The 21,362-nt window shown below is 41.1% G+C and carries 21 protein-coding genes; 3 read left to right on the top strand and 18 right to left on the bottom strand.

From position 1 onward, the window contains the following. Position 1 precedes the first annotated feature (1 nt). From atpG to mnmE, 14 genes are all read right to left on the bottom strand, one after another. Positions 2-862 carry a F0F1 ATP synthase subunit gamma gene (gene atpG / locus NYF15_RS00270; protein ID WP_054554810.1) on the bottom strand — a complete coding sequence of 287 codons (861 nt, stop codon included), beginning with the start codon at positions 860-862 and terminating at the stop codon, positions 2-4. Between the two features lie 59 nt (positions 863-921). After that, positions 922-2,463: a F0F1 ATP synthase subunit alpha gene (gene atpA, locus NYF15_RS00265; RefSeq protein WP_054554809.1), complete on the bottom strand. Its 1,542-nt coding sequence runs from the start codon at positions 2,461-2,463 to the stop codon at positions 922-924. A gap of 14 nt (positions 2,464-2,477) precedes the next feature. Beyond that, positions 2,478-3,011: a F0F1 ATP synthase subunit delta gene (gene atpH, locus NYF15_RS00260; protein WP_062568483.1), complete on the bottom strand. Its 534-nt coding sequence runs from the start codon at positions 3,009-3,011 to the stop codon at positions 2,478-2,480. 16 nt (positions 3,012-3,027) lie between these two features. After that, positions 3,028-3,498 carry a F0F1 ATP synthase subunit B gene (atpF, locus tag NYF15_RS00255; RefSeq protein ID WP_054554807.1) on the bottom strand — a complete coding sequence of 157 codons (471 nt, stop codon included), beginning with the start codon at positions 3,496-3,498 and terminating at the stop codon, positions 3,028-3,030. A gap of 42 nt (positions 3,499-3,540) precedes the next feature. Beyond that, positions 3,541-3,774: a F0F1 ATP synthase subunit C gene (atpE, locus tag NYF15_RS00250; RefSeq protein WP_004335261.1), complete on the bottom strand. Its 234-nt coding sequence runs from the start codon at positions 3,772-3,774 to the stop codon at positions 3,541-3,543. A gap of 55 nt (positions 3,775-3,829) precedes the next feature. Next, positions 3,830-4,687 carry a F0F1 ATP synthase subunit A gene (atpB, locus tag NYF15_RS00245; protein ID WP_237120462.1) on the bottom strand — a complete coding sequence of 286 codons (858 nt, stop codon included), beginning with the start codon at positions 4,685-4,687 and terminating at the stop codon, positions 3,830-3,832. A gap of 15 nt (positions 4,688-4,702) precedes the next feature. Next, positions 4,703-5,083, bottom strand: coding sequence for an ATP synthase subunit I (locus NYF15_RS00240; protein WP_371352385.1), 381 nt, complete (start codon positions 5,081-5,083; stop codon positions 4,703-4,705). Positions 5,084-5,243: 160 nt separating this feature from the next. Beyond that, positions 5,244-6,155: a ParB/RepB/Spo0J family partition protein gene (locus NYF15_RS00235; RefSeq protein ID WP_371352384.1), complete on the bottom strand. Its 912-nt coding sequence runs from the start codon at positions 6,153-6,155 to the stop codon at positions 5,244-5,246. Between the two features lie 20 nt (positions 6,156-6,175). Then, positions 6,176-6,961 (bottom strand): ParA family protein, encoded by a 786-nt coding sequence (locus NYF15_RS00230; protein WP_371352383.1) that lies wholly within the window; start codon positions 6,959-6,961, stop codon positions 6,176-6,178. A gap of 12 nt (positions 6,962-6,973) precedes the next feature. Then, positions 6,974-7,594: a 16S rRNA (guanine(527)-N(7))-methyltransferase RsmG gene (gene rsmG / locus NYF15_RS00225; protein ID WP_054554802.1), complete on the bottom strand. Its 621-nt coding sequence runs from the start codon at positions 7,592-7,594 to the stop codon at positions 6,974-6,976. Positions 7,595-7,609: 15 nt separating this feature from the next. Further along, positions 7,610-9,499 (bottom strand): tRNA uridine-5-carboxymethylaminomethyl(34) synthesis enzyme MnmG, encoded by a 1,890-nt coding sequence (gene mnmG / locus NYF15_RS00220; protein ID WP_371352382.1) that lies wholly within the window; start codon positions 9,497-9,499, stop codon positions 7,610-7,612. 429 nt (positions 9,500-9,928) lie between these two features. Then, positions 9,929-10,378: an FMN-binding protein MioC gene (gene mioC / locus NYF15_RS00215; protein WP_287204437.1), complete on the bottom strand. Its 450-nt coding sequence runs from the start codon at positions 10,376-10,378 to the stop codon at positions 9,929-9,931. Positions 10,379-10,964: 586 nt separating this feature from the next. Continuing rightward, entirely contained in the window at positions 10,965-11,705 is a 741-nt protein-coding gene (locus NYF15_RS00210) for an isocitrate lyase/phosphoenolpyruvate mutase family protein (RefSeq protein ID WP_371352381.1), read from the bottom strand. A 146-nt stretch (positions 11,706-11,851) separates the two neighbouring features. Continuing rightward, entirely contained in the window at positions 11,852-13,216 is a 1,365-nt protein-coding gene (gene mnmE, locus NYF15_RS00205) for a tRNA uridine-5-carboxymethylaminomethyl(34) synthesis GTPase MnmE (RefSeq protein ID WP_062568466.1), read from the bottom strand. Between the two features lie 209 nt (positions 13,217-13,425). Between mnmE and NYF15_RS00200 the strand changes: the two genes are divergently transcribed. Together NYF15_RS00200 and NYF15_RS00195 are read left to right on the top strand one after the other, a co-directional pair. Then, a complete protein-coding gene (locus NYF15_RS00200) occupies positions 13,426-15,573 on the top strand; it encodes a TonB-dependent siderophore receptor (RefSeq protein WP_371352380.1) in 2,148 nt (715 codons plus the stop codon). 9 nt (positions 15,574-15,582) lie between these two features. Next, positions 15,583-16,788, top strand: coding sequence for a PepSY-associated TM helix domain-containing protein (locus tag NYF15_RS00195; RefSeq protein WP_371352379.1), 1,206 nt, complete (start codon positions 15,583-15,585; stop codon positions 16,786-16,788). 56 nt (positions 16,789-16,844) lie between these two features. On the opposite strand, the gene yidC is transcribed toward NYF15_RS00195, so the two are convergent. The 4 genes from yidC to rpmH all read right to left on the bottom strand — a co-directional run bounded on the left by yidC (position 16,845) and on the right by rpmH (position 19,450). Further along, positions 16,845-18,476: a membrane protein insertase YidC gene (gene yidC, locus NYF15_RS00190; protein WP_371352378.1), complete on the bottom strand. Its 1,632-nt coding sequence runs from the start codon at positions 18,474-18,476 to the stop codon at positions 16,845-16,847. A gap of 8 nt (positions 18,477-18,484) precedes the next feature. Continuing rightward, positions 18,485-18,757 carry a membrane protein insertion efficiency factor YidD gene (gene yidD / locus NYF15_RS00185; RefSeq protein WP_054563758.1) on the bottom strand — a complete coding sequence of 91 codons (273 nt, stop codon included), beginning with the start codon at positions 18,755-18,757 and terminating at the stop codon, positions 18,485-18,487. 128 nt (positions 18,758-18,885) lie between these two features. After that, positions 18,886-19,308 carry a ribonuclease P protein component gene (rnpA, locus tag NYF15_RS00180; protein ID WP_058583673.1) on the bottom strand — a complete coding sequence of 141 codons (423 nt, stop codon included), beginning with the start codon at positions 19,306-19,308 and terminating at the stop codon, positions 18,886-18,888. Positions 19,309-19,315: 7 nt separating this feature from the next. Beyond that, the gene (gene rpmH, locus NYF15_RS00175) at positions 19,316-19,450 is read right to left on the bottom strand and encodes a 50S ribosomal protein L34 (RefSeq protein WP_045980711.1); all 135 of its coding nucleotides are present in this window, start codon (positions 19,448-19,450) and stop codon (positions 19,316-19,318) included. A gap of 505 nt (positions 19,451-19,955) precedes the next feature. On the opposite strand from rpmH, the gene dnaA reads away from it, so the two are divergent. Continuing rightward, positions 19,956-21,356 (top strand): chromosomal replication initiator protein DnaA, encoded by a 1,401-nt coding sequence (gene dnaA, locus NYF15_RS00170; protein WP_371352377.1) that lies wholly within the window; start codon positions 19,956-19,958, stop codon positions 21,354-21,356. Positions 21,357-21,362: the final 6 nt, after the last annotated feature.

Genomic DNA, 21,362 nt, shown 5'->3' with positions numbered 1-21,362 from the left:
GTTAAACTGCTGCCGAACCGCCAACAATCTCACTGATTTCTTGTGTGATTGCAGCTTGACGAGCCTTGTTATAAACAAGCTGTAACTCATCCATAAGGTCGCCAGCGTTATCAGTTGCAGCTTTCATTGCAACCATACGGGCAGCCTGTTCAGAGGCAGCGTTCTCAACTACACCTTGGTATACTTGAGACTCAATAAAGCGTACTAACAGAGCTTCTAAAATAGCTTCTGGGTTTGGCTCATATAAGTAATCCCAAGAATGTTGAGATACTTCTTCTTCAGCTTTTGGCAAAGGGAGTAACTGATCGATTGTTGGCTCTTGCTTCATCGTATTAACGAACTTGTTAAATACGACGTATAAGCGGTCAATTTTACCTTCAGAGTATGCATCTAGCATTGTCTTTACAGGACCAATCACGTCTTGTAATGAAGGTGTATCTCCTAAGTTCGCTTTTTTAGCGACTAACTTACCGCCAAAACGTTGGAAAAAGCCAGCTGCTTTGCTACCTAAAGTAGTAAATTCAGCTTCAACGCCTTTTTCTTTCCACGCTTTCACGTCTAGGGCAACTTTTTTGAACTCGTTTGAGTTCAAGCCACCACATAGACCACGGTCAGTAGAGATAACAATATAACCAACTCGTTTTACTTCACGCTCTTCTAGAAAAGGGTGAGTAAAATCAAGATTTGCTTGAGCAACACGACCAATCACTTGGCGTAAGTTTTCAGCGTATGGACGGCTTGACGCCACACGTTCCTGCGCTTTTTTCATTTTAGACGCAGCAACCATTTCCATTGCGCTGGTGATCTTTTGAGTATTCTTGATACTCCCGATCTTGCTTTTAATCTCTTTTCCGCTGGCCATGACTCTCTCTCCGAATCAGGTGGGCTTTAGTTGCCTAAAGCTCACCATTCATAACTAAATTACCAAGTTTGCGTCGACTTGAACTTCTCTAGAAGTTCTTTAAGTTGAGCTTCAATCTCAGCGTTGTAGTTACCAGTTTCATTGATTTGAGCCATTAGCTCTGCGTATGTGCTGTTTGCGTAAGAAATTAGGCCAGCTTCGAAATCCATGATTTTCGCGATTTCGATATCTTTTAGGTAGCCTTTTTCAGCAGCAAATAGCGACAGAGACATTTCAGCAACAGACATTGGTGCGTACTGTTTCTGCTTCATTAGCTCTGTTACGCGCTCACCATGCTCTAATTGAGCACGTGTTGCATCGTCAAGGTCAGACGCGAACTGCGAGAACGCAGCTAATTCACGGTACTGAGCTAACGCTAGACGGATACCACCACCTAGTTTCTTAACGATTTTAGTTTGCGCTGCACCACCAACACGCGATACCGAGATACCAGCGTTAACAGCTGGACGGATACCTGAGTTGAATAAGTCAGTTTCTAAGAAGATCTGACCATCGGTGATAGAGATAACGTTTGTCGGTACGAACGCAGAAACGTCGCCGCCTTGAGTTTCAATGATTGGCAATGCCGTCAATGAACCTGTTTTACCTTTCACTTCACCATTCGTGAACTTCTCAACGTAATCAGCGTTTACACGTGATGCACGCTCTAGAAGACGTGAGTGAAGGTAGAATACGTCACCTGGGTATGCTTCACGGCCTGGTGGACGCTTAAGTAGTAATGAGATTTGACGGTAAGCAACAGCTTGCTTAGATAAATCATCATATACGATTAGCGCGTCTTCACCACGGTCACGGAAGTATTCACCCATAGTACAACCAGAGAATGGTGCTAGGTACTGAAGTGCCGCAGATTCAGAAGCAGATGCAACAACAACAATCGTGTTTTCAAGTGCACCGTGCTCTTCTAATTTACGTACTACGTTAGCGATAGTAGATGCTTTTTGACCAACTGCAACGTACACACATTTAACGCCTGTACCTTTTTGGTTGATGATAGCATCGATTGCTAATGCAGTTTTACCAGTTTGGCGGTCACCGATCACAAGCTCACGTTGACCACGACCTACTGGGATCATCGCATCGATAGATTTATAACCAGTTTGTACTGGCTCATCTACTGATTGACGTTCGATAACGCCTGGTGCGATTTTCTCAACAGGTTCAAAACCGTCGTTATCTAAAGCGCCTTTACCATCGATAGGAGCACCTAGTGTGTTAACAACACGACCAAGTAGACCACGACCAACAGGAACCTCTAGGATACGACCAGTTGATTTAACTTTTACGCCTTCTTTAAGGTCAGCGTAAGGACCCATTACTACTGCACCTACTGAGTCACGCTCAAGGTTTAGTGCGATAGCATAACGGTTGCCAGGAAGCTCAATCATCTCACCTTGCATACAGTCAGCAAGACCGTGGATGCGGATGATACCGTCAGTAACAGATACGATAGTACCTTCGTTACGAGCTTCACTTACAACTTCGAACTGCTCAATACGTTGTTTGATCAGATCTGAAATTTCAGTGGAATTAAGTTGCATGCTCTTTTTCCCAATTACGATTGTAGTGATGTAGCTAAGCGGGCTAATTTGCCACGTACAGAGCCGTCAATTACAGTGTCACCCGCCTTAATGATAAGACCGCCAACAACTGTAGTATCTTCACTACAATTCAGCTTAACTTTGCGTGCGAAACGTTTTTCAAGTGCCGCTACCAATGATGCTTGCTGCTCAGCAGCAAGCGGTGTTGCAGAAACCACATCGACGTCGATTTCTTTGTCGTAGTCCGCTTTAAATTCAGCGAATAACTCAGCAACAGCAGGCAGTGCAACTAAACGTCCATTTTCAGCCATCACCTTGATTAGGTTCTGACCTTGTTCGTTGAGCTGCTCTGCACAGATCTTGATAAACAGATCGGCTTGTTCAGTAGCAGTAGGCAATCCAGCTAGCGCGGCAGCGGCTTGCTCATTGCTGGCAACGTGGCCAGCAAAGAACAGCATGTCGTTCCAACTTTCAACAGTGCCTTTTTCAACGGCAAGTTCAAAAGCCGCTTTAGCGTATGGGCGAGCGATAGTAGCCAATTCAGACATGCTCATACCCTCCTAATTACAGCTCAGCGACAAGTTTTTCAACGATGTCACTGTGTGCGGCTTGATTGATTTCGCGCTCTAAAATCTTCTCAGCACCAACCACTGCCAGCGTCGCTACTTGTTTACGTAGTTCTTCTGTTACACGGTTACGCTCTGCTTCGATTTCAGAGTGCCCTTGAGCAATAATTTTTTCACGCTCTTGTTGACCACGAACAGTTTCTTCGTCAACGATTAGCGTGGCACGCTTTTTAGCTTGTTCAATGATATCAGCCGCTTGAGCTTTTGCCTCTTTAAGCTGCTCAGCAGCTTTCTTTTGCGCAAGTTCTAAGTCTTTTTCGGCTCTATCAGAGGCAGCTAAACCATCTTCGATTTTCTTCTGGCGAGCTTCAATTGCACCATTTAGTGGTGGCCATACGTATTTCATACAGAAAAGTACGAAAACCGTAAATGCAATTAATTCACCGATAAGAGTGGCTGTTAAGTTCACGACCGCTCCTCCTTAAAATAGTAAGCTGTTCAAAAAATAATATTAAAGTACGAACAACAATACCATTGCGATACCAACACCGATCATAGCTACGGCATCGATTAGACCAGCAAGGATGAACATCTTAACTTGTAATGAAGGTGCAAGCTCAGGTTGACGTGCACATGCTTCTAGGAATTTACCACCCATGTTACCGAAGCCGATTGCAGTACCGATTGCACCGAAGCCGATAAGTAGAGCAACAGCGATATACTTAAGACCTAATACTAGTTCCATTTTTTTCTCCAAAGTTTCAATTGTAAATTAAAATTAAATTTTAAAAGTGTAAAAATTAGTGATTATCTGAGCTTGCCATGCTTAGGTAAACGATAGTCAGCATCATGAATACGAATGCTTGTAGTACGATTACTAAGATGTGGAATACAGCCCAAATAAAGTGCAACGGTAGTTGCATTAAACCAACTGCGCCGATCAAGATGAAAATCAACTCACCAGCATATAAGTTACCGAATAAACGCAGTGCTAACGAGAACGGCTTAGCAACTAAAGCGATTGTTTCTAGTAATAAGTTACATGGGATTAAGAACACCATCGCTAGCTTGTTTTTAGAGCTAAATGGGTGAAGCGTTAATTCAGCTATGAATCCGCCAATCCCTTTGATTTTTATTGCGTAACCGATCATCAGAATGAATACACCAATAGCCAGTGCAGCTGTCATGTTGATGTCTGTTGTCGGTACAATCTTCATGTAAACGTCGTGAGGGTCCATACCAAATGCTTGCTCGCCAACGAAGCCAGCGAATGCAGGTAGGAAATCAACCGGAATCAAGTCCATTAAGTTCATTAAGAACACCCAAACGAAAATCGTCAGAGCTAATGGAGCGATTAATGCGCTTTTACCGTGGTATGTGTCACGTACGTTGTCGCCAACGAACTCAACGATCATTTCAATGAAGCACTGAAATTTACCAGGTACACCGGTATTTGCTTTTTTAGCGGCACTACGGAAGATCCATAAAAATACAAGACCTAAACCGATTGACCATGCAAGGGTATCTATATTCCATGTCCAGAAACCACTGTCTGCACACGCTTTGTTGAAGGCAAGACCAGCGTCGGTCGAGCACATCTTAGCGTTCGTTAAGTGGTGCTGAATATGGCTTGATAGAGTTACTTCTTCTGCAGCCATGTTATATCCCAAAAGTTAATGATTAAAAAAAACGGGCGCAAACAATCCACTGAATAACACCAATACATACACACAAAAAAACGGTAATAAAATAACCGTATAAGACTTCAGTACTAGTGCGAACAATACGATTGTTAGCATAAATTTTAATCCGTTGCCGCGCTTGAGCGAGGCATACACTTGATTTGTCCGACTAGCACCCATATATCTAAATGCATAGACGACAAATACAAAATTAGGGAGTAGTGCAACAGCTCCGCCAGCAAGCGCTGACTGGCCGGCATTGACTCCCCAACCTACAAAAACAATTACTGCAGCGATAAGCGCTACGATACCCTGAAGACAAATTAATTTAAATGCGGCAAGCCGATATGGCTTTGCTAACTTATTAGTCACGTTTTATTAACCTTGTGAACGTTCAAATTGTCAGGGTATGAAAACTGGCGAAATTATACTGATTCCTACCAGTTTTGCAACTTGAGTCGACCCTTTGTAGTGCAAAAACACCACAAATGTCTCTTTTTGGACATGTTATTAATTAATGACGGGAATAGTCTTAATTTATACGGCTTAAAATGCCATCTAACTCATCAAGATTTGTATATGAAATAACCAGCTTGCCTTTGCCCTTTTTGTTGTAGTTTATTTCAACTTTAGCGCCTAAATTTTCAGCGAGCTTTTGCTCTAACTGTTTGACATCTGGATCTTTTTCTTGCACTTCTTTTTCAGGTGCAGGTTCTAAAATAGAGCGTACTAATTTTTCTGTCTCACGCACTGTTAATGCTTTAGCGACAGCCGATCTTGCGGCATCAGATTGCGCTTCACCTTCAAGTGCTAATAAACAGCGCGCATGACCCATTTCAATGTCGCCATGCTCTAACAATATTTTAACATCGTCGTTAAGGTTATTCAGACGCAGTAAGTTAGTCACAGTCGTACGAGATTTACCAACGGCTTCCGCGACTTGTTGATGAGTCAGTTCAAATTCATTCAACAAACGATTAAGAGCAATCGCTTCTTCCATTGCATTTAAGTCTTCACGTTGAATGTTTTCAATAAGGGCAATAGCAACAGCGGCTTCATCTGGTACGTCCTTGATGATACAAGGCACAGTATCTAACTTTGCTAATTGGGCAGCGCGCCAACGACGCTCACCAGCGATAATTTCGTATTTATTTGCACCAATAGGGCGCACAACAATCGGCTGAATAATACCTTGTGCTCGAATTGAGCTGGCTAACTCTTCTAGCGCTTCTTCAGACATGTCTTTACGAGGTTGATATTTACCCGACTGTAAAAACTCAATCGCTAACTTTTGCAGTTCACCTTTACTTTGCTCTGCAACAACCTCAGAGACTTGTTCTGGCTTTGCTGTAGCTTGTTGCTGATTATCTGCACTAGGGGCAGGTTTTGATGAACTTAATAAAGCATCGAGTCCTCGGCCTAAACCGCGTTTTTTAGCAGACATGTTATTTTTTTACCTCAAAGTTAGGCTACTGCTGAAGAAGTTTTCTCTTTTCTACGTAACATTTCACCGGCAAGGGCTAAGTATGCTTTAGCGCCACTTGATGCACGGTCATAATACATGGCAGGGGCACCAAAACTTGGCGCTTCTGCTAAACGGACATTACGTGGGATAACGGTACGATAAACTTTATCGCCAAAATGTTGTTTTAGTTGTTCAGATACATCATTTGCAAGGCGATTGCGCGGATCATACATGGTGCGCAAAATCCCTTCAATTGTTAACGATGGATTTACTAACTTAGAAAGTTGCGTAATGGTATCCATCAATGCGGTTAAACCTTCAAGGGCATAATACTCACATTGCATCGGAACTAAAATCGAATCTGCGGCAGCCATCGCATTAACCGTTAGCATATTAAGTGAAGGTGGGCAGTCGATAAAAATGAAATCGTATTGGTCTTGAATTTGTTCAAGTGCATTACGTAAACGTACTTCACGTGCAAACAATTCCATTAATTTAACTTCTGCGGCTGTCACATCGCCATTAGCTGCAATTAAATGATATTCACCTGACGTTTCTTTATTAATCACTTCATCAATCGGAGTTTCTTCAATTAATAAATCGTAAATCGTTGCTACATCGCCGTATTTATCGACACCGCTCCCCATGGTAGCGTTTCCTTGCGGATCAAGATCGATTAATAACACTTTACGCTTCGTCGCAGCCATAGATGCCGCAAGATTCACAGCGGTGGTTGTTTTACCAACTCCCCCTTTTTGGTTTGCTAATGCGATGACTTTTGCCACAGTGTCTGATCCCTAGTCTTTAGATAGAATGATTAGATGTCTTTGTGCATCTAACTCAGGTACTTCTAAGCTGATTTTTTCATCAAACTTAATACCTTTAGGTAATGAGTCTAATTCTTCGCTTGGAAATACGCCTTTTAAGGCGATAAATTTACCTGAATGATCAATCAAGTGCGCACACCAGTCAACCATATCTTGCAATGAAGCGAATGCACGACTTAATACACCATCTAATTTAACACTTGGTTGATATTCTTCAACTCTAGACTGCACTGGGGTTACATTTTCAAGGCCAAGAGCATGTTTTACTTGCATTAAAAAGCGCACGCGTTTCCCTAAACTATCTAACAACACAAATTGTGTATCAGGTAAAGCGATGGCTAATACGATACCCGGTAAACCAGGCCCCGTACCTACATCAATGTAATGTTTGCCTTTTAGGTGTGGCGCAACAACTAAGCTATCCATAATATGCTTAACCATCATTTCTTCAGGTAAACGAACAGAGGTTAAGTTATATGCTTTGTTCCACTTGTCGAGTAATTCAACATATTGCACAAGTTGTTGTTGCTGTTTTTCTGTTAGCGCAATATCAGTTTGCGCTAACAGTGACGTTAATTGTTGTTGTAACACTGTATTCCTCACCAACTACGCAGTCTTGCGTAGTAAGCCTTGCTTCTTCAGATAAACTAATAATAGCGAAATAGCAGCAGGGGTGATACCTGAAATACGTGACGCTTGGCCAATTGTGTCTGGACGACTATCAGTAAGCTTTGCAATAACCTCATTTGATAAACCAGAAACAGTTGAATAATCAAAGTCTTTTGGTAATACAGTTTGTTCATGACGTAGCTGCTTATTGATCTCATCTTGTTGACGAGCAATATAGCCTGCGTACTTAGTATGAATTTCAACTTGCTCAAGAGCAGCTTGGTTATTAAACTCAGAACCTAAACCATCGATCGCCATTAAATCGTTATAACGAATTTCAGGACGACGGATCAGATCCTCTAAACTCGCTTCACGCGTCAGTGGTGTTTTTAATAACGCATTTACTTGCTCAACAGCAACGTGATCTTTGTGGATCCATGTTTCTTTTAAACGTTGCGTTTCTTTTTCGATAATTTCCATTTTTTCGTTAAAGGCAGCCCAACGAGCATCGTCAACTAAACCAAGTTCACGGCCTTTAGCTGTTAAACGAATGTCGGCATTATCTTCACGAAGTAATAAACGGTATTCAGCACGGCTAGTAAACATACGGTACGGTTCTTTAGTACCTAATGTTGCTAGGTCATCAATTAGTACACCTGTGTATGCTTCATCACGGCGAGGTGTCCAAGACTCTTTACCTTGTACTTGTAACGCCGCGTTCATACCCGCAATTAAACCTTGTGCGCCTGCTTCTTCGTAACCGGTTGTACCATTAATTTGGCCTGCGAAGAATAAACCATTAATAAATTTCGTTTCTAATGATTGCTTTAAGTCGCGCGGATCAAAGAAGTCATATTCAATAGCATAACCAGGACGACAAATATGTGCATTTTCAAAACCAGTGATTGATTGCACAATTTCAAGCTGTACATCAAACGGTAAACTCGTTGAAATACCATTTGGATATAATTCGTATGATGTTAAACCTTCAGGCTCAACAAATATTTGATGTTTGTCTTTATCAGCAAAACGTACGATCTTATCTTCGATTGAAGGGCAGTAACGTGGACCAATACCTTCAATTACACCTGAATACATAGGTGAACGATGTAAGTTATTGCGGATCACATCATGTGTTTTTTCATTTGTATAAGTGATGTAACACGGGATCTGTTGTGGGTGATCTGCTTGTTTACCCATAAATGAGAATACAGGAGTAGGGGTATCACCTGGTTGTTCTTGCATCTTGCTAAAATCAACAGTACGCGCATCAATACGAGGAGGCGTGCCTGTTTTTAAGCGATCAACACGGAATGGTAATTCACGTAAACGCTCAGCAAGTGCAATTGAAGGTGGATCACCGGCACGACCACCTTTGAAGTTCTCTAAACCAATATGGATCTGACCACCTAAGAAAGTACCTACGGTAAGAACCACAGAAGGCGCGCTAAAACGCAGACCCATTTGCGTTACAACACCGATTACTCGATCACCTTCAACGATTAGATCGTCACATGATTGTTGGAAGATCTTTAAGTTTTCTTGATGTTGTAAAGTATGTTGAATAGCTGCTTTATACAAAGCACGGTCAGCTTGAGCACGTGTAGCACGTACTGCAGGGCCTTTAGATGAGTTTAAAGTACGAAATTGAATACCGCCTTTATCAATAGCCTGAGCCATTGCACCACCAAGTGCATCGATCTCTTTAACTAAATGGCCTTTACCAATACCGCCAATTGCCGGGTTACAAGACATTTGACCAAGGGTATCCATATTATGAGTTAGCAATAGGGTATTCATGCCCATGCGAGCAGATGCTAATGCAGCTTCAGTACCTGCATGTCCACCACCTACAACAATAACATCAAAACGTTCGTGAAAAATCATTTATGGGATCCTACTTAATCGACCAGCAAAACTTTGTAAAGGGAGCGTATTCTACCTAGAAATTTAGAGAAGATAAATGATTAAACAGTGCTCAAGATCTAAGTGGGTGATCTCTAATAATATAAAGGATCTTTTAAAGAGATCTTTTATTACTCTTACTACTAGTAACGGCTAGATCTGTTGATAATGTTCGCTTTACTATTTAAAACATGATCTTAACGCAGATCTAAAGGTGTTAATATGATCGGATCTTCCCGCGTAAAAGCTTTGATCAAAAGGGCTGTTTATACACAGGGCAATATCGATTGGATCTTATCCAAGGGATAAACTAGGTTAAAATCGCAGTTAGATCAGTGTTTATCCACAATCCGATCTAAATTATCAGTAAATTGTGGGTAACTTTTATAACAACGATCAACACCGATCGGCTTAATTGAGCCCTACTGATTCGATCCAGCTTGGTAACCAGGCTAATGCCGTGTCTTCTGGCAATGCTTCATCAAGAATATTTAGCTCTAAGCGTTCTGCCACGCGGTTTGCGCCTTTATTAGCTAATAACTCATCTAGATTACGGCCTGCATAGTTATAGGTGTCGTAACTAGTGTCACCTAATCCGATCACACTGTAGTTTAATCCTTTTAGATCAGCCTGTTGGTTAATAGATTCAACAAATGGCAGTAGGTTCTCAGGGTAGTCTCCCGCGCCGTATGTAGAAGTACATAACAACCAAATAGTATCTTGCTGATCAATATCATCAAATACAGGCTGTTCATGAAGCTGCACTTGCACTCCTTGTTGTTCAAGGGCTTCAGCTAGTTGCTCTGCCACGTATTCTGCAGATCCCATTTGGCTGCCAACGATGATATTTACTGATTGCATGTGATTGATCATGTATAGAAATAAGTGGCCACATGATAACTAAGTTAAGGTGTGAGTAAAGCGTTGAATTACGATCTGAATAAGTTTTTCTGCTTAAAATAACGGCTTAAATTTAATGTTTTTTATAATTAACTGTTTTTAATAGTTTTTTATATTTATAAATAAATTAAACCCTTTGATCAAGCTGTTAATAAATTTGGGGAAAGTTCTGATCAAGCTAAAATTTATAAACTGTATAACTTTGCTAAGTTGTTGATCTTTAATTGTGTGTAAGTGCTTCATGTTTCAGAACAGATTAAAATAGCGAGTATGATCGTTTTGTGGATAGATCGCTTGTTGATAACGATCGGTTTGTAATTTGCGATCAATAAAATAGATCGAAAAAAACTTAAGTAAGCGCTAATAAAGGGTGTTTTTAAGAAAATTAGTTATCAAAAAGGGCCGTTGTATGAAAATAAATTCAAATTTCAGCGTTTTTTTATGATCAAATCAGCCTTTAGATCTAAAAAAGCCCCAAATGTGGATAACATTTTTAGCTAAATTCGATCTTAAAAGCTGTTTTGATCTGATTTTTTAGCTCGCTAAGTTAGTTTTCGATCTGAGTTAAACTGGTTTTTATCGTATTACCGACTAGATCATAGAGCGAATTACCCAATGAAAACCGTTTTGCACCACCAGTGAAAGCGGCTTTTGCTGAGTTAAAATTGTTCATTGCCATTACATTTAATGGCATATCTATTGTGTTAGCTAGGCTGGTTATGTGCGCTATGTTAGTTAAGCTGGGCACAAACAGACCGTCTGCACCTGCATCTTGATACGCTTTTGCGCGCTCTAATGTTGCTTGAAAAGGGGAGTCACTAACAAAGTAGGTATCGGTTCTGGCGTTTATAAATAAACCACCGAAGCCATTTTCGTTAAGTGCTTTTTTTATCTCACTAATAATAGTGCATTGCTGCTCGATAGATCTCAGTTCGTTAGTGTCTTTGTCTGAATCTTCGATATTGATGCCAACAACCCCTAATCTTGCTAGTGCCAAAACGTTTTCGCTAATTTGCAGCGGATCATTACTGTAGCCTGACTCTATATCGACAGAGAGTGGAATATGAAGGTGTTCGGTTAAGCTTTTAGCCAGCGCTAACTGAGTTTGAAAAGAGATGTTCTCACCATCGGCTAAACCCAAACTGGCAGCAATCCCCCAGCTGGTTGTTGCTACAGCCTTAGCGCCCGCAGCTTGGATGAATTGTGCAGAACTAAGATCCCACGCATTAGCGAGTACAAAGCCCCCATGCTGGTGGTGTAATTGGTGAAAGAGTTGATATTTGTCCATGATGTCCTCCGTTTAAAAACATCGCTAGACTAATTGATATGAAATTAATTACTGGCTGATTTCGGCCCTGAACCGATAATTGATTGCTGGATTAAAAATAAAAAAGAGCCTTGCGACTCTTTTTTATCAATATTGATAACCGGAATTTATTTACCGATACAGAACGAACTAAAGATTTTCCCTAGTAGGTCATCAGAGGTAAATTCACCCGTTATCTCATTTAAGAACTGTTGAGTTAGGCGTAATTCTTCAGCCAAGATCTCACCAGCAATATGCATCTCTAATTGCTCTTTACCTGTGTTTAAATGATAGGCTGCGTGATCAAGTGCATCTAAGTGACGACGGCGTGCCATAAAGCCACCTTCTGTGGCACCTTGGAAACCAATACATGCCTTTAAGTGAGTACGAACTAACTCTATACCTTCTGCATTTTTAGCACTTAAGCGGATCACTGGATATTGATCATGTTCATCCATACCGACATTTTCACCAGAAATATCGGCTTTATTTCGGATCACAGTAACCCCCATACCCTCTGGTAACTTGGCCATAAACTCCGGCCAGATATCATGAGGATCAGTGGCTGATGTATCTGTACCGTCTAACATAAATAGTACGCGATCGGCTTGGTTAATTTCATCCCATGCGCGTTCAATACCAATTTGCTCTACTTTATCTGGGCTTTCACGCAGGCCTGCGGTATCAATAATATGCAGTGGCATGCCGTCAATGTGGATATGTTCGCGTAATACGTCACGTGTTGTACCAGCTATTTCGGTAACGATAGCAGCATCACGGCCAGCTAACGCATTAAGTAGGCTTGATTTACCAGCGTTAGGGCGACCAGCAATAACAACACGCATACCTTCACGCATGATGCTACCTTGTTTAGCTTGCTGAGTTACATTCTCTAACTGATCAATAATGGCATTGAGATCTGCGGATACTTTACCGTCTGATAGAAAGTCGATTTCTTCATCTGGAAAATCAATTGCGGCTTCAACATACATACGTAGGTGAATGACTTTCTCCACCAGCGTTTCAATATGTTTAGAGAATTCACCTTGCAGTGATTGGAGGGCACTTTTTGCAGCCTGTTCACTGGTTGCATTGATTAAATCGGCAATTGCCTCTGCTTGAGTTAAATCTAGCTTGTCATTCATAAATGCGCGCTCAGAGAACTCACCTGGTTTTGCTAAACGTACACCGTCAATTTGGCTAATTTCTTTTAATAGCATATCTAATACGACAGGGCCGCCGTGACCTTGTAGTTCTAGTACGTCTTCGCCGGTAAATGAATTTGGCCCTTGGAAGTAAATAGCAATACCTTGGTCAAGCTGTTCACCGCTCAAGCTTTTAAAGGGCACATAGTCTGCGTAACGTGTTTTAGGGCAACGGCCAATAATGTGCTCTGCCACTGTTTTAGCTAAGCTGCCAGAGACGCGAATAATACCAACCCCACCACGTCCAGGTGCGGTCGCTTGTGCTGCAATTGTGTCTTGATTAATCATGCGATGAAATAATGCCAATAAAAGAATGAATGCTGGCTCTATTGTAACCTATGGCTTAATTTCATGCGAATAGCTCTTTATCTAGTGAAGTGTTTACTATTTGATGTAAGTATTACTTTATTTAGCTTTAATTAATAATAAACGCCTATTGCAAATGATAATTATATTCATTACCATGTTGCGCATTCTAAATCTTATCGTTTTTTATTATGCGTCTTTCTGCTGTTTTTATTGCACTTGCTGCTGGTTTTTCGGGCGTTGCCCATGCTCAAACTGAAGTGACTACTTCTGATCAAAATGATTCTAAAGAACTCGAAAAAATAGAAGTTGTTGGTCGTGCGTTTTCTTTATATCGCCCAACAGAATCAAGCTTTGCGACTCGTACCAATACACCTTTAGAGAAAATTCCTCAGTCAATTCAAATCTTGCCGCAGGAGCTGATTAGCGATCAGGCTGCTCGCCAAATTACCGACCTTTATAGCAATATTGCTGGTGTTAATGCTTTTAGTTATTCGGGCGTGACATTCCGTGGCTTTCGCCAAGATGAGATTTTATACGATGGTGTGAAGGGCGATCCTTTCAATGGCTTTGCTGTACCGCAATTATTTAATATTGAACAAGTTGCGGTTTTAAAAGGGCCTGCTGGTGCTATATACGGTAGCGGTAATCCAGGTGGTATTATTAACTATGTAACTAAGAAGCCTAAATTCACCAGTGAGCACAGTATTGAAGTGGAAGTGGGGAATGATGACTTCTTCAGTGGAGCATTAGAAAGCACGGGGACTTTAAATGAGTCACTTGATAACCATGCTTATCGTGTTGGTCTTTACCGTGATACTGAAAAACCATTTCGTGCAAATACTAGCAGCGATAATACCATTGTTGATCTTGGTTATACGTGGCTTATAAATAGTGCAACCGAATTGACCACTCAGTATACCTATATAGAGCAAGAGTTGGGTGGGGCACGTTTACGTGGTGTTCCTGCTGATGATAATGGCAATTTTCTAACTGATATTAGCTGGAACCATAACGAGGCGACAGACTTTCAAAATGTTGAAGCCCATGTTTATCAGGCTACTTTAAAACATGAGTTTAATGATGTTTGGCGCACAGATGTTACAGCACGTTATTTTGATAACAAAGAAGTGCAAAACTACCATGAACCAAGAGGCCTCGTAGATACAGATGACGACGGTATTGTTGATTGGAGCCACCGTGAGTTTCGTGATCAAGTTCGTGAGAACGAAGGCTTTAGCTTAACAGCTAATGCGATTGCAGAATTTGTGGTTGCAGATATGCAGCATCAAGTGCTGTTTGGTAGTGACTGGTATGAACATGATTTTGAAAGCGTTTACCGTACAGCTACACAACAAAGTAAAGGTGGCCCTGTACCAGGTCTTGCTCTTAACAACCCTGAATATGGTTTAACCTCTGCTGATGATTATGACCTTGATAGTATTACACCAAGGCTTGGCAAAACGAATAGCACCCGTTTTGGTGCGTACCTGCAAGACCAGCTAGATATCACCGTAAATTGGAGTGTGACCGCTGGCTTAAGGTATGATCGTTTTGAAGATAAAGATCTGTTAAATCAAACCGAGTTTTCTGATAGCGACTTAACTTACCGTATTGGTACCAGCTATAACATTAACAATATGTTCTTCCCTTATGCGCTACATGGCACTGGCTTTGTGCCGCAAAGTGCCAGTAATCAAGAAACAGCAAAGGGCGGTCCGTTCTCGCCGGAGACTAGCCGTATTAACGAGTTAGGTTTAAGAACCAAGCTATTAGCAGACACACTTGCCGTTAATATGGCTGTGTACGATATTGTTCGCGAAAACATCCTGCAGCCTAGCTTATTAGGTGATGTTGCAGGTGACGGCGTTGATGACTTAGTTGCCGTTGGTGAAGTACAAAGTAAGGGCTTTGAACTCGAAGTGGTTGGTGACATCACTGAGCGCTGGGTAGTTACTGCAAGCTATGCCTATAATGATACCCGTATCACTGAAGCAAATGATAGTATTACTAACCAAATTCCTGATAGCGATAAATTTGCTAACGCGCCGCAAAATACTCTAGGTATATGGACACGCTATGAGCTACCTAGCTTATCGTCATCTATTTCTGCTGGTCTAGATTATGTTGATGAACAGCTTAGTTTAGGTGGCCAACACGTTAAACCTTACACTGTTTACAACATGGCGTGGCAAACAAGGGTTGATAATTGGCAATGGCAGCTATCAGTTAAGAACGTGTTTGATAAAGAATACGCAAGCAGTGGCTTTATCGAGCGAACAGGGCACTTTCCTGGTGAACCGCGCCGTGTCTATTTAAGTGCTAAATACAGCTTTTAATGGTGGCGTGTGAACGCTAAAAGTTGGTTTAACTTACATTCTTGGGCAGGACTCTTTGTTGGAGTCCTGCTTTTTGTTACTTGCGTATCGGGCACACTCGCTACGTTAAGCCATGAACTCGAGTACTTAACAGACGCAAAATACCGTGCTTTAAGTTCTTCTACCTCTACTAACTACCTAGCTCTCGAAAACACCCTTAATAAGCATTATCCGCAAGCTCAGTTACTTTATATCCAACGTCATAAGCAAGATTACCTTGCCACTGAAGCGGCCCTTAAAGTCGGTGATTCATTTCGGTTTGTATATTTAGATGCTGCAACCGGTACCTTACTTGGTGAAGGAGAGTGGGCGCGGATATCGCGGTTTTTACGTAACTGGCATATGAACTTGTCGATGGGCTGGACAGGTAAATTAATCGTCACCAGTTTGAGTATGTTACTCGTTATTTTATTGGTCTCGAGTTTTTATGTGTATCGGCGCTGGTGGCAAGGCTTTATGAAAAAGCCTGCTGCGCTTAGCCTTGATAAGCGCAGTAGTTGGTCTGATTGGCATAAGCTGTTAGGGCTTTGGAGTTTATGGTTTATTGCTGTGATGGCAATTACAGGGATTTGGTATTTAGTCGAACATGGGCTGCAAACCGCAAAAGTGCCACACACTGCTTCTGCTCCACCAGCTGTGAGTGAGTTTAAAAAACAAAGCCCTCGTAAAGATGTATCGCCAATTAGTTTAGCTACAGCTTATAAAGCCGCTCAACAGGCGTTTCCTAGCCTTGATATTCGCTATATCCGTTATCCTAATAAAGTGAATCAGCCTATTGAAGTACGCGGCTATAACGATGATATTTTACTTCGTCTACGTGCTAATCGCGTGTATTTGGAGCCAAGCTCCGGTGAAGTTCTTGGCATACAAAAAGGGGAACAATTACCTATTGTCGCAAGAATCACCGATACCGCTGATCCACTACATTTTGGCAACTTTGCAGGAATTGGTACTAAGCTTATTTGGGGGTTATTTGGTGCATTGATGAGCTTTGTAAGCGCTGCTGGCATCTATATGAGTTGGCTTAGGGTTAAGCGTAAAACAACGGCTATAAAGTGGCTTGGTTTATCTGGAGTGATTGCAATCGGTTTGGTGGTTGCTTCGCTACTCACAACAAGTTTGAGCTTTACTGAGCGCAGTGTACCCAATCAGGTTTATTCTCCTATTCTGGGTTAGCCATTTTCAGGCATTAAAAAAGGCGCAGTTAGCGCCTTTTTTATTGAGTTAAGAGTTTAGCCTCTTACCTTAATACCTTTTTTCTCCATACCGCGGTAGATGATTAGCATCTGTGCGATTGAGATAAGGTTCGATACTAACCAGTAAAGTACTAGGCCAGATGGGAACCACAAGAAGAAAATTGAGAATATTACAGGCATAAAGGTCATCATTTTTTGCTGCATAGGATCTTGAACTGTCATAGGTTGCAGCTTCTGAGTAACGAACATACTTAAACCAAATAGAACTGGTAATACATAGTATGGGTCCATTGCTGATAAGTCATTTAACCATAAAACGAATTCAGCATGGCGTAGCTCAGTTGATTCTAGGAATACGTAGAATAATGCTAAGAAAATAGGCATTTGCAGTAAAAGAGGGAAACAGCCACCCATAGGGTTCACTTTTTCTTTCTTATACATTTCCATCATAGCTTGACCGAATTTTTGACGATCATCGCCATACTTCTCTTTTAGTGCAGCCATTTTAGGTTGTAATGCGCGCATCTTCGCCATTGACGTATATTGCGCTTTTGTAAGAGGGTACATTGCAGTTTTAACGATAACCGTAATTGCAATGATTGCCAGACCCCAGTTACCTAGGATGCTGTGTAACCACTTCAGTAATACGAATAATGGTTGTGAGATAAACCATAACCAACCATAGTCTACTGTGAGGTCTAAGTCTGGGTGAATTGCTTCTAGTACATCAGACTCTTTCGGGCCCATGTAGTAAGTAGAAGAAAGAGTAGTTTGTGTGCCTGCCTGAACGTTTACCGCTTCACCTTTAGTACCAATAATGGCTGCATTACCAGCAACTAGTTTGCTGTAAAGGGTATTTTGTTGATCTTGCTTTGGCACCCATGCACTTACAAAGTAATGTTGGATAAATGCGATATAACCGCCAGATGTGGTGATGTTGAGGTTTTTATCAGCCATGTCTGAGAAGCTATACTTTTCGTATGGCTCTTCTTCAGTACCGTAAGCTGCCCCTAGATAGTTTTGATCTACTAAGCTACCTTTTTCTTGTACAGTACGCTTAACTTGCGTGTATAGCTGAACTTGAATAGGATCTGCTGTTACGTTGTTTACTGTGTACTCTAGACCTACAGCGTAGTTGCCTTTTTTGAATATATAGGTTTTAGTAAATGTCACACCTTTACTGTCAGTAAATTCAAGTGGAACACGCAGCTCATCACCATTTAATGTAAATGCTTTTTGTGTGGTTTTATAAACAGGGCGGCCTTTGACTGTTGCGTCGGGGCCATTTAAACCTATCAAGCCACTTTGTGAGAAGTATTGTTTACCGTCAAACACACCTAGGAGCATGTAAGGAGTATCACTACCTTTTGTCTCTTCATATTGAAGTAGGTCTGCTTCAATAATGTCACCACCGCGGGTGTCAATTTTTACAGTAAACACATCAGTTGTTACATCAATAACTGAGCGCTTTGCTGTTGTAACTGCAGGTACTTCACCGTCAGATGATGCCGGAATAAACTCATCTGATTCTGGTGTTGTTGCGCCTTGTGTTTGTGTTGTGGCACTTGGATCAGCTTTTGGTGCATTGTAGTCGTTATTCCATTCTTGGAATAATAAAAACGACACAAGCATCAAGCCGATTAATAAAAACGTGCGTTGCGATTCCATAACAGCTCTTATTTCTCGTGTTGGTGGTTAATATGATTTTTTGCCGGTACGGGATCATCCCCACCAGCATGTAAAGGGTGGCATTTTAATATGCGTTTAACAGCTAACCAACTGCCTTTTACACTTCCATGCAAATTAATTGCTTGAATAGCATAACTTGAGCAGGTTGGGTTAAAACGACAATGCGGGCCTAATAACGGGCTTATCCACTTTTGATAGCCACGTATAAGCATGACTAAACAGCGCTTTGGAATAGCAACAAGTGGTTTAAGTAACCTCATGATGAGTCAGCCCCTGCGTTAATTTAGTCAATGGATACCATGAATTTAAATTCCCAATGTAGAATTTTAAATGCATGATTAAAAGGTGAGCTAAAGATACCCTAATTAAGCCTGTAATTCTATTGCTATCAGGCTTGTTTATTAGATTTAGCCGATTTATTGGGGCGCTTTTTAAAAGGAGGTGGTTTTGGAGCACCTGGCTTGCAGCGTTCATTAATTTTTCGCCACAATTTATTCAATTGTTTGGTTAGCTCTTCGTTTGACTGCTCATCAATACCGCTTTTAACCATGAGCACTATATCAATGTTATCGAGTTTATGTTGATTTAAACGGAAACTTTCGCGAGCAAGGCGTTTAATTCGATTACGTTGACAGGCTTTTTTAACGCGTTTTTTTGCAACCGTAAGACCTAATCGAGGATTAGTTTGGTCATTGCGTTTGGCTAATAAAGTAAAGAAAGGAGTCGCAGCGCGTGCTGGTTCATTAAAAATGCGGGAGTAATGCGAGGGAGTTAACAAACGTAACTCCCTGCTGAAGCTAAAGTCTTCCACTTATATATTAAGCAGAAAGTACTTTACGGCCTTTAGCACGACGACGAGCTAATACTTTACGGCCATTTGCTGATGCCATACGAGCACGGAAACCGTGTGTACGTTTGCGTTTTAAAACGCTAGGTTGAAAAGTTCTTTTCATAACAATTCCATCCGATCGGTTAAGGTTAAAACATCCTATGCAGGTCGCGATCCTGGCACAGGTGCCATTGCGAGCGCGAGATATTATAGATGAAGACCACAAAAGTCAATCATTAAAACGCTGCAGAGGTAGTAATTATAAAGGATCCTTTACCTTGATCATATAGGATCATCATAAATAAGAAGTTTTCCACAGCCTCTGTATAAAAAGTGAATAAAAGCTTGGGAAAAGTAAATTAGATCGTAGATTTCGATCGCGATCCGCCTGCAAATTTGCTATGATCAGTGTTCAGGCTTAAAAAATAAATACTCTATAAATCATGGTGTTACTTGTTTTTTTGCGCGAGATCATATTTTTCAGAAAAATCAATCTTGTACTTGTGGATAAAGTGCCTTCATAATAGTCGGTCTGGGTCGATAAAATCGGTCAAAGATTAGCAATAAATGTTTGATTTTCCATCATTTAAGATGAACGGGAATAAAATTAAATCTCTAGGAGTTTAATAGTGTATCTGTCGGTTTGGCAAAGTTGTTTATATGTATTGCAAGATGAATTGCCGTCGCAGCAATTCAGTATGTGGGTAAGACCACTTCAAGCAGAAAGTACCGAAGATACGTTAACTATATATGCACCAAATCGTTTTGTATTAGATTGGGTGAGAGAAAAATATTTAAACCGTATTAATGAATTGCTTGTTGAAATTTGTGGCGATGAAGCACCTGAACTTCGTTTTGATGTTGGTAGTAAGCCTATTCTAAATGCCCAAGCGGCAACGATGCCCGCTGCTGCTGAAGTAAGTGCGCCAGTGAATGCACAACACGCAACTGAAAAACAACAGCCAAAGCCTGAGAAAAAAGCAGTAGAGCCTGCTCCTAAATCAGGCTATAAATCAAACATTAAAGAAAATTACACCTTTGATAGCTTCGTTGAAGGTAAATCAAACCAATTAGCAAAAGCTGCAGCGACTCAAGTTGCAGATAACCCAGGTTCAGCATTTAACCCTGTATTTATATATGGTGGTACTGGCTTAGGTAAAACACATTTATTGCATGCTGTTGGTAACGGTATTATGGCTAATAAGCCAGACGCGAAAATTGTTTATATGCACTCAGAACGGTTTGTGCAAGACATGGTTAAAGCGCTACAAAATAATGCCATCGAAGAATTTAAACGTTATTACCGAAGTGTTGATGCATTGATGATCGATGATATTCAATTTTTCGCTAATAAAGAACGCTCACAAGAAGAGTTCTTTCATACCTTCAACGCTTTACTTGAAGGAAATCAACAGATTATATTAACTTCAGACCGCTATCCAAAAGAGATCGAAGGGGTTGAAGATCGCCTTAAATCACGTTTTGGTTGGGGCTTAACCATTGCTATTGAGCCGCCAGAACTTGAAACGCGCGTTGCTATTTTGATGAAAAAAGCGCAGCAAAGTAAAATAAATTTACCTCACGAAGTTGCCTTTTTTATCGCGAAAAAGTTACGCTCAAATGTGCGTGAATTAGAAGGGGCGTTAAACCGCGTTATTGCTAATGCAAATTTTACTGGTCGTCCAATTTCGATCGACTTTGTAAAAGAAGCGCTACGTGACTTACTTGCGCTGCAAGATAAACTGGTAACGATAGATAATATTCAACGTACTGTTGCTGAGTATTACCGTATTCGTGTGTCAGATTTATTATCTAAACGTCGTAGCCGTTCAGTCGCAAGACCACGCCAAGTGGCGATGGCATTGTCAAAAGAGCTAACAAATCATAGTTTACCTGAAATAGGTGATGCATTTGGTGGTCGTGATCACACAACTGTATTACACGCTTGTCGTAAAGTTAAATCACTACGTGATGAAAGCCACGAAGTGAAAGAAGATTATCAAAACTTAATAAGAACCTTGTCATCTTAAGGCCGA

The organism is Pseudoalteromonas sp. 68 DY56-GL68 (genome assembly GCF_041414825.1).
Lineage (GTDB): Bacteria > Pseudomonadota > Gammaproteobacteria > Enterobacterales > Alteromonadaceae > Pseudoalteromonas.
This window is presented reverse-complemented; position numbering and strand designations above follow the sequence as displayed.

Bases quoted from the DNA above. Each gene is read 5' to 3' on its own strand.
- atpG (WP_054554810.1), bottom strand. From the start codon at position 862: ATGGCCAGCGGAAAAGAGATTAAAAGCAAGATCGGGAGTATCAAGAAT.
- atpA (WP_054554809.1), bottom strand. From the start codon at position 2,463: ATGCAACTTAATTCCACTGAAATTTCAGATCTGATCAAACAACGTATT.
- atpH (WP_062568483.1), bottom strand. From the start codon at position 3,011: ATGTCTGAATTGGCTACTATCGCTCGCCCATACGCTAAAGCGGCTTTT.
- atpE (WP_004335261.1), bottom strand. From the start codon at position 3,774: ATGGAACTAGTATTAGGTCTTAAGTATATCGCTGTTGCTCTACTTATC.
- atpB (WP_237120462.1), bottom strand. From the start codon at position 4,687: ATGGCTGCAGAAGAAGTAACTCTATCAAGCCATATTCAGCACCACTTA.
- NYF15_RS00235 (WP_371352384.1), bottom strand. From the start codon at position 6,155: ATGTCTGCTAAAAAACGCGGTTTAGGCCGAGGACTCGATGCTTTATTA.
- mnmG (WP_371352382.1), bottom strand. From the start codon at position 9,499: ATGATTTTTCACGAACGTTTTGATGTTATTGTTGTAGGTGGTGGACAT.
- mioC (WP_287204437.1), bottom strand. From the start codon at position 10,378: ATGCAATCAGTAAATATCATCGTTGGCAGCCAAATGGGATCTGCAGAA.
- NYF15_RS00210 (WP_371352381.1), bottom strand. From the start codon at position 11,705: ATGGACAAATATCAACTCTTTCACCAATTACACCACCAGCATGGGGGC.
- mnmE (WP_062568466.1), bottom strand. From the start codon at position 13,216: ATGATTAATCAAGACACAATTGCAGCACAAGCGACCGCACCTGGACGT.
- NYF15_RS00200 (WP_371352380.1), top strand. From the start codon at position 13,426: ATGCGTCTTTCTGCTGTTTTTATTGCACTTGCTGCTGGTTTTTCGGGC.
- yidC (WP_371352378.1), bottom strand. From the start codon at position 18,476: ATGGAATCGCAACGCACGTTTTTATTAATCGGCTTGATGCTTGTGTCG.
- yidD (WP_054563758.1), bottom strand. From the start codon at position 18,757: ATGAGGTTACTTAAACCACTTGTTGCTATTCCAAAGCGCTGTTTAGTC.
- rpmH (WP_045980711.1), bottom strand. From the start codon at position 19,450: ATGAAAAGAACTTTTCAACCTAGCGTTTTAAAACGCAAACGTACACAC.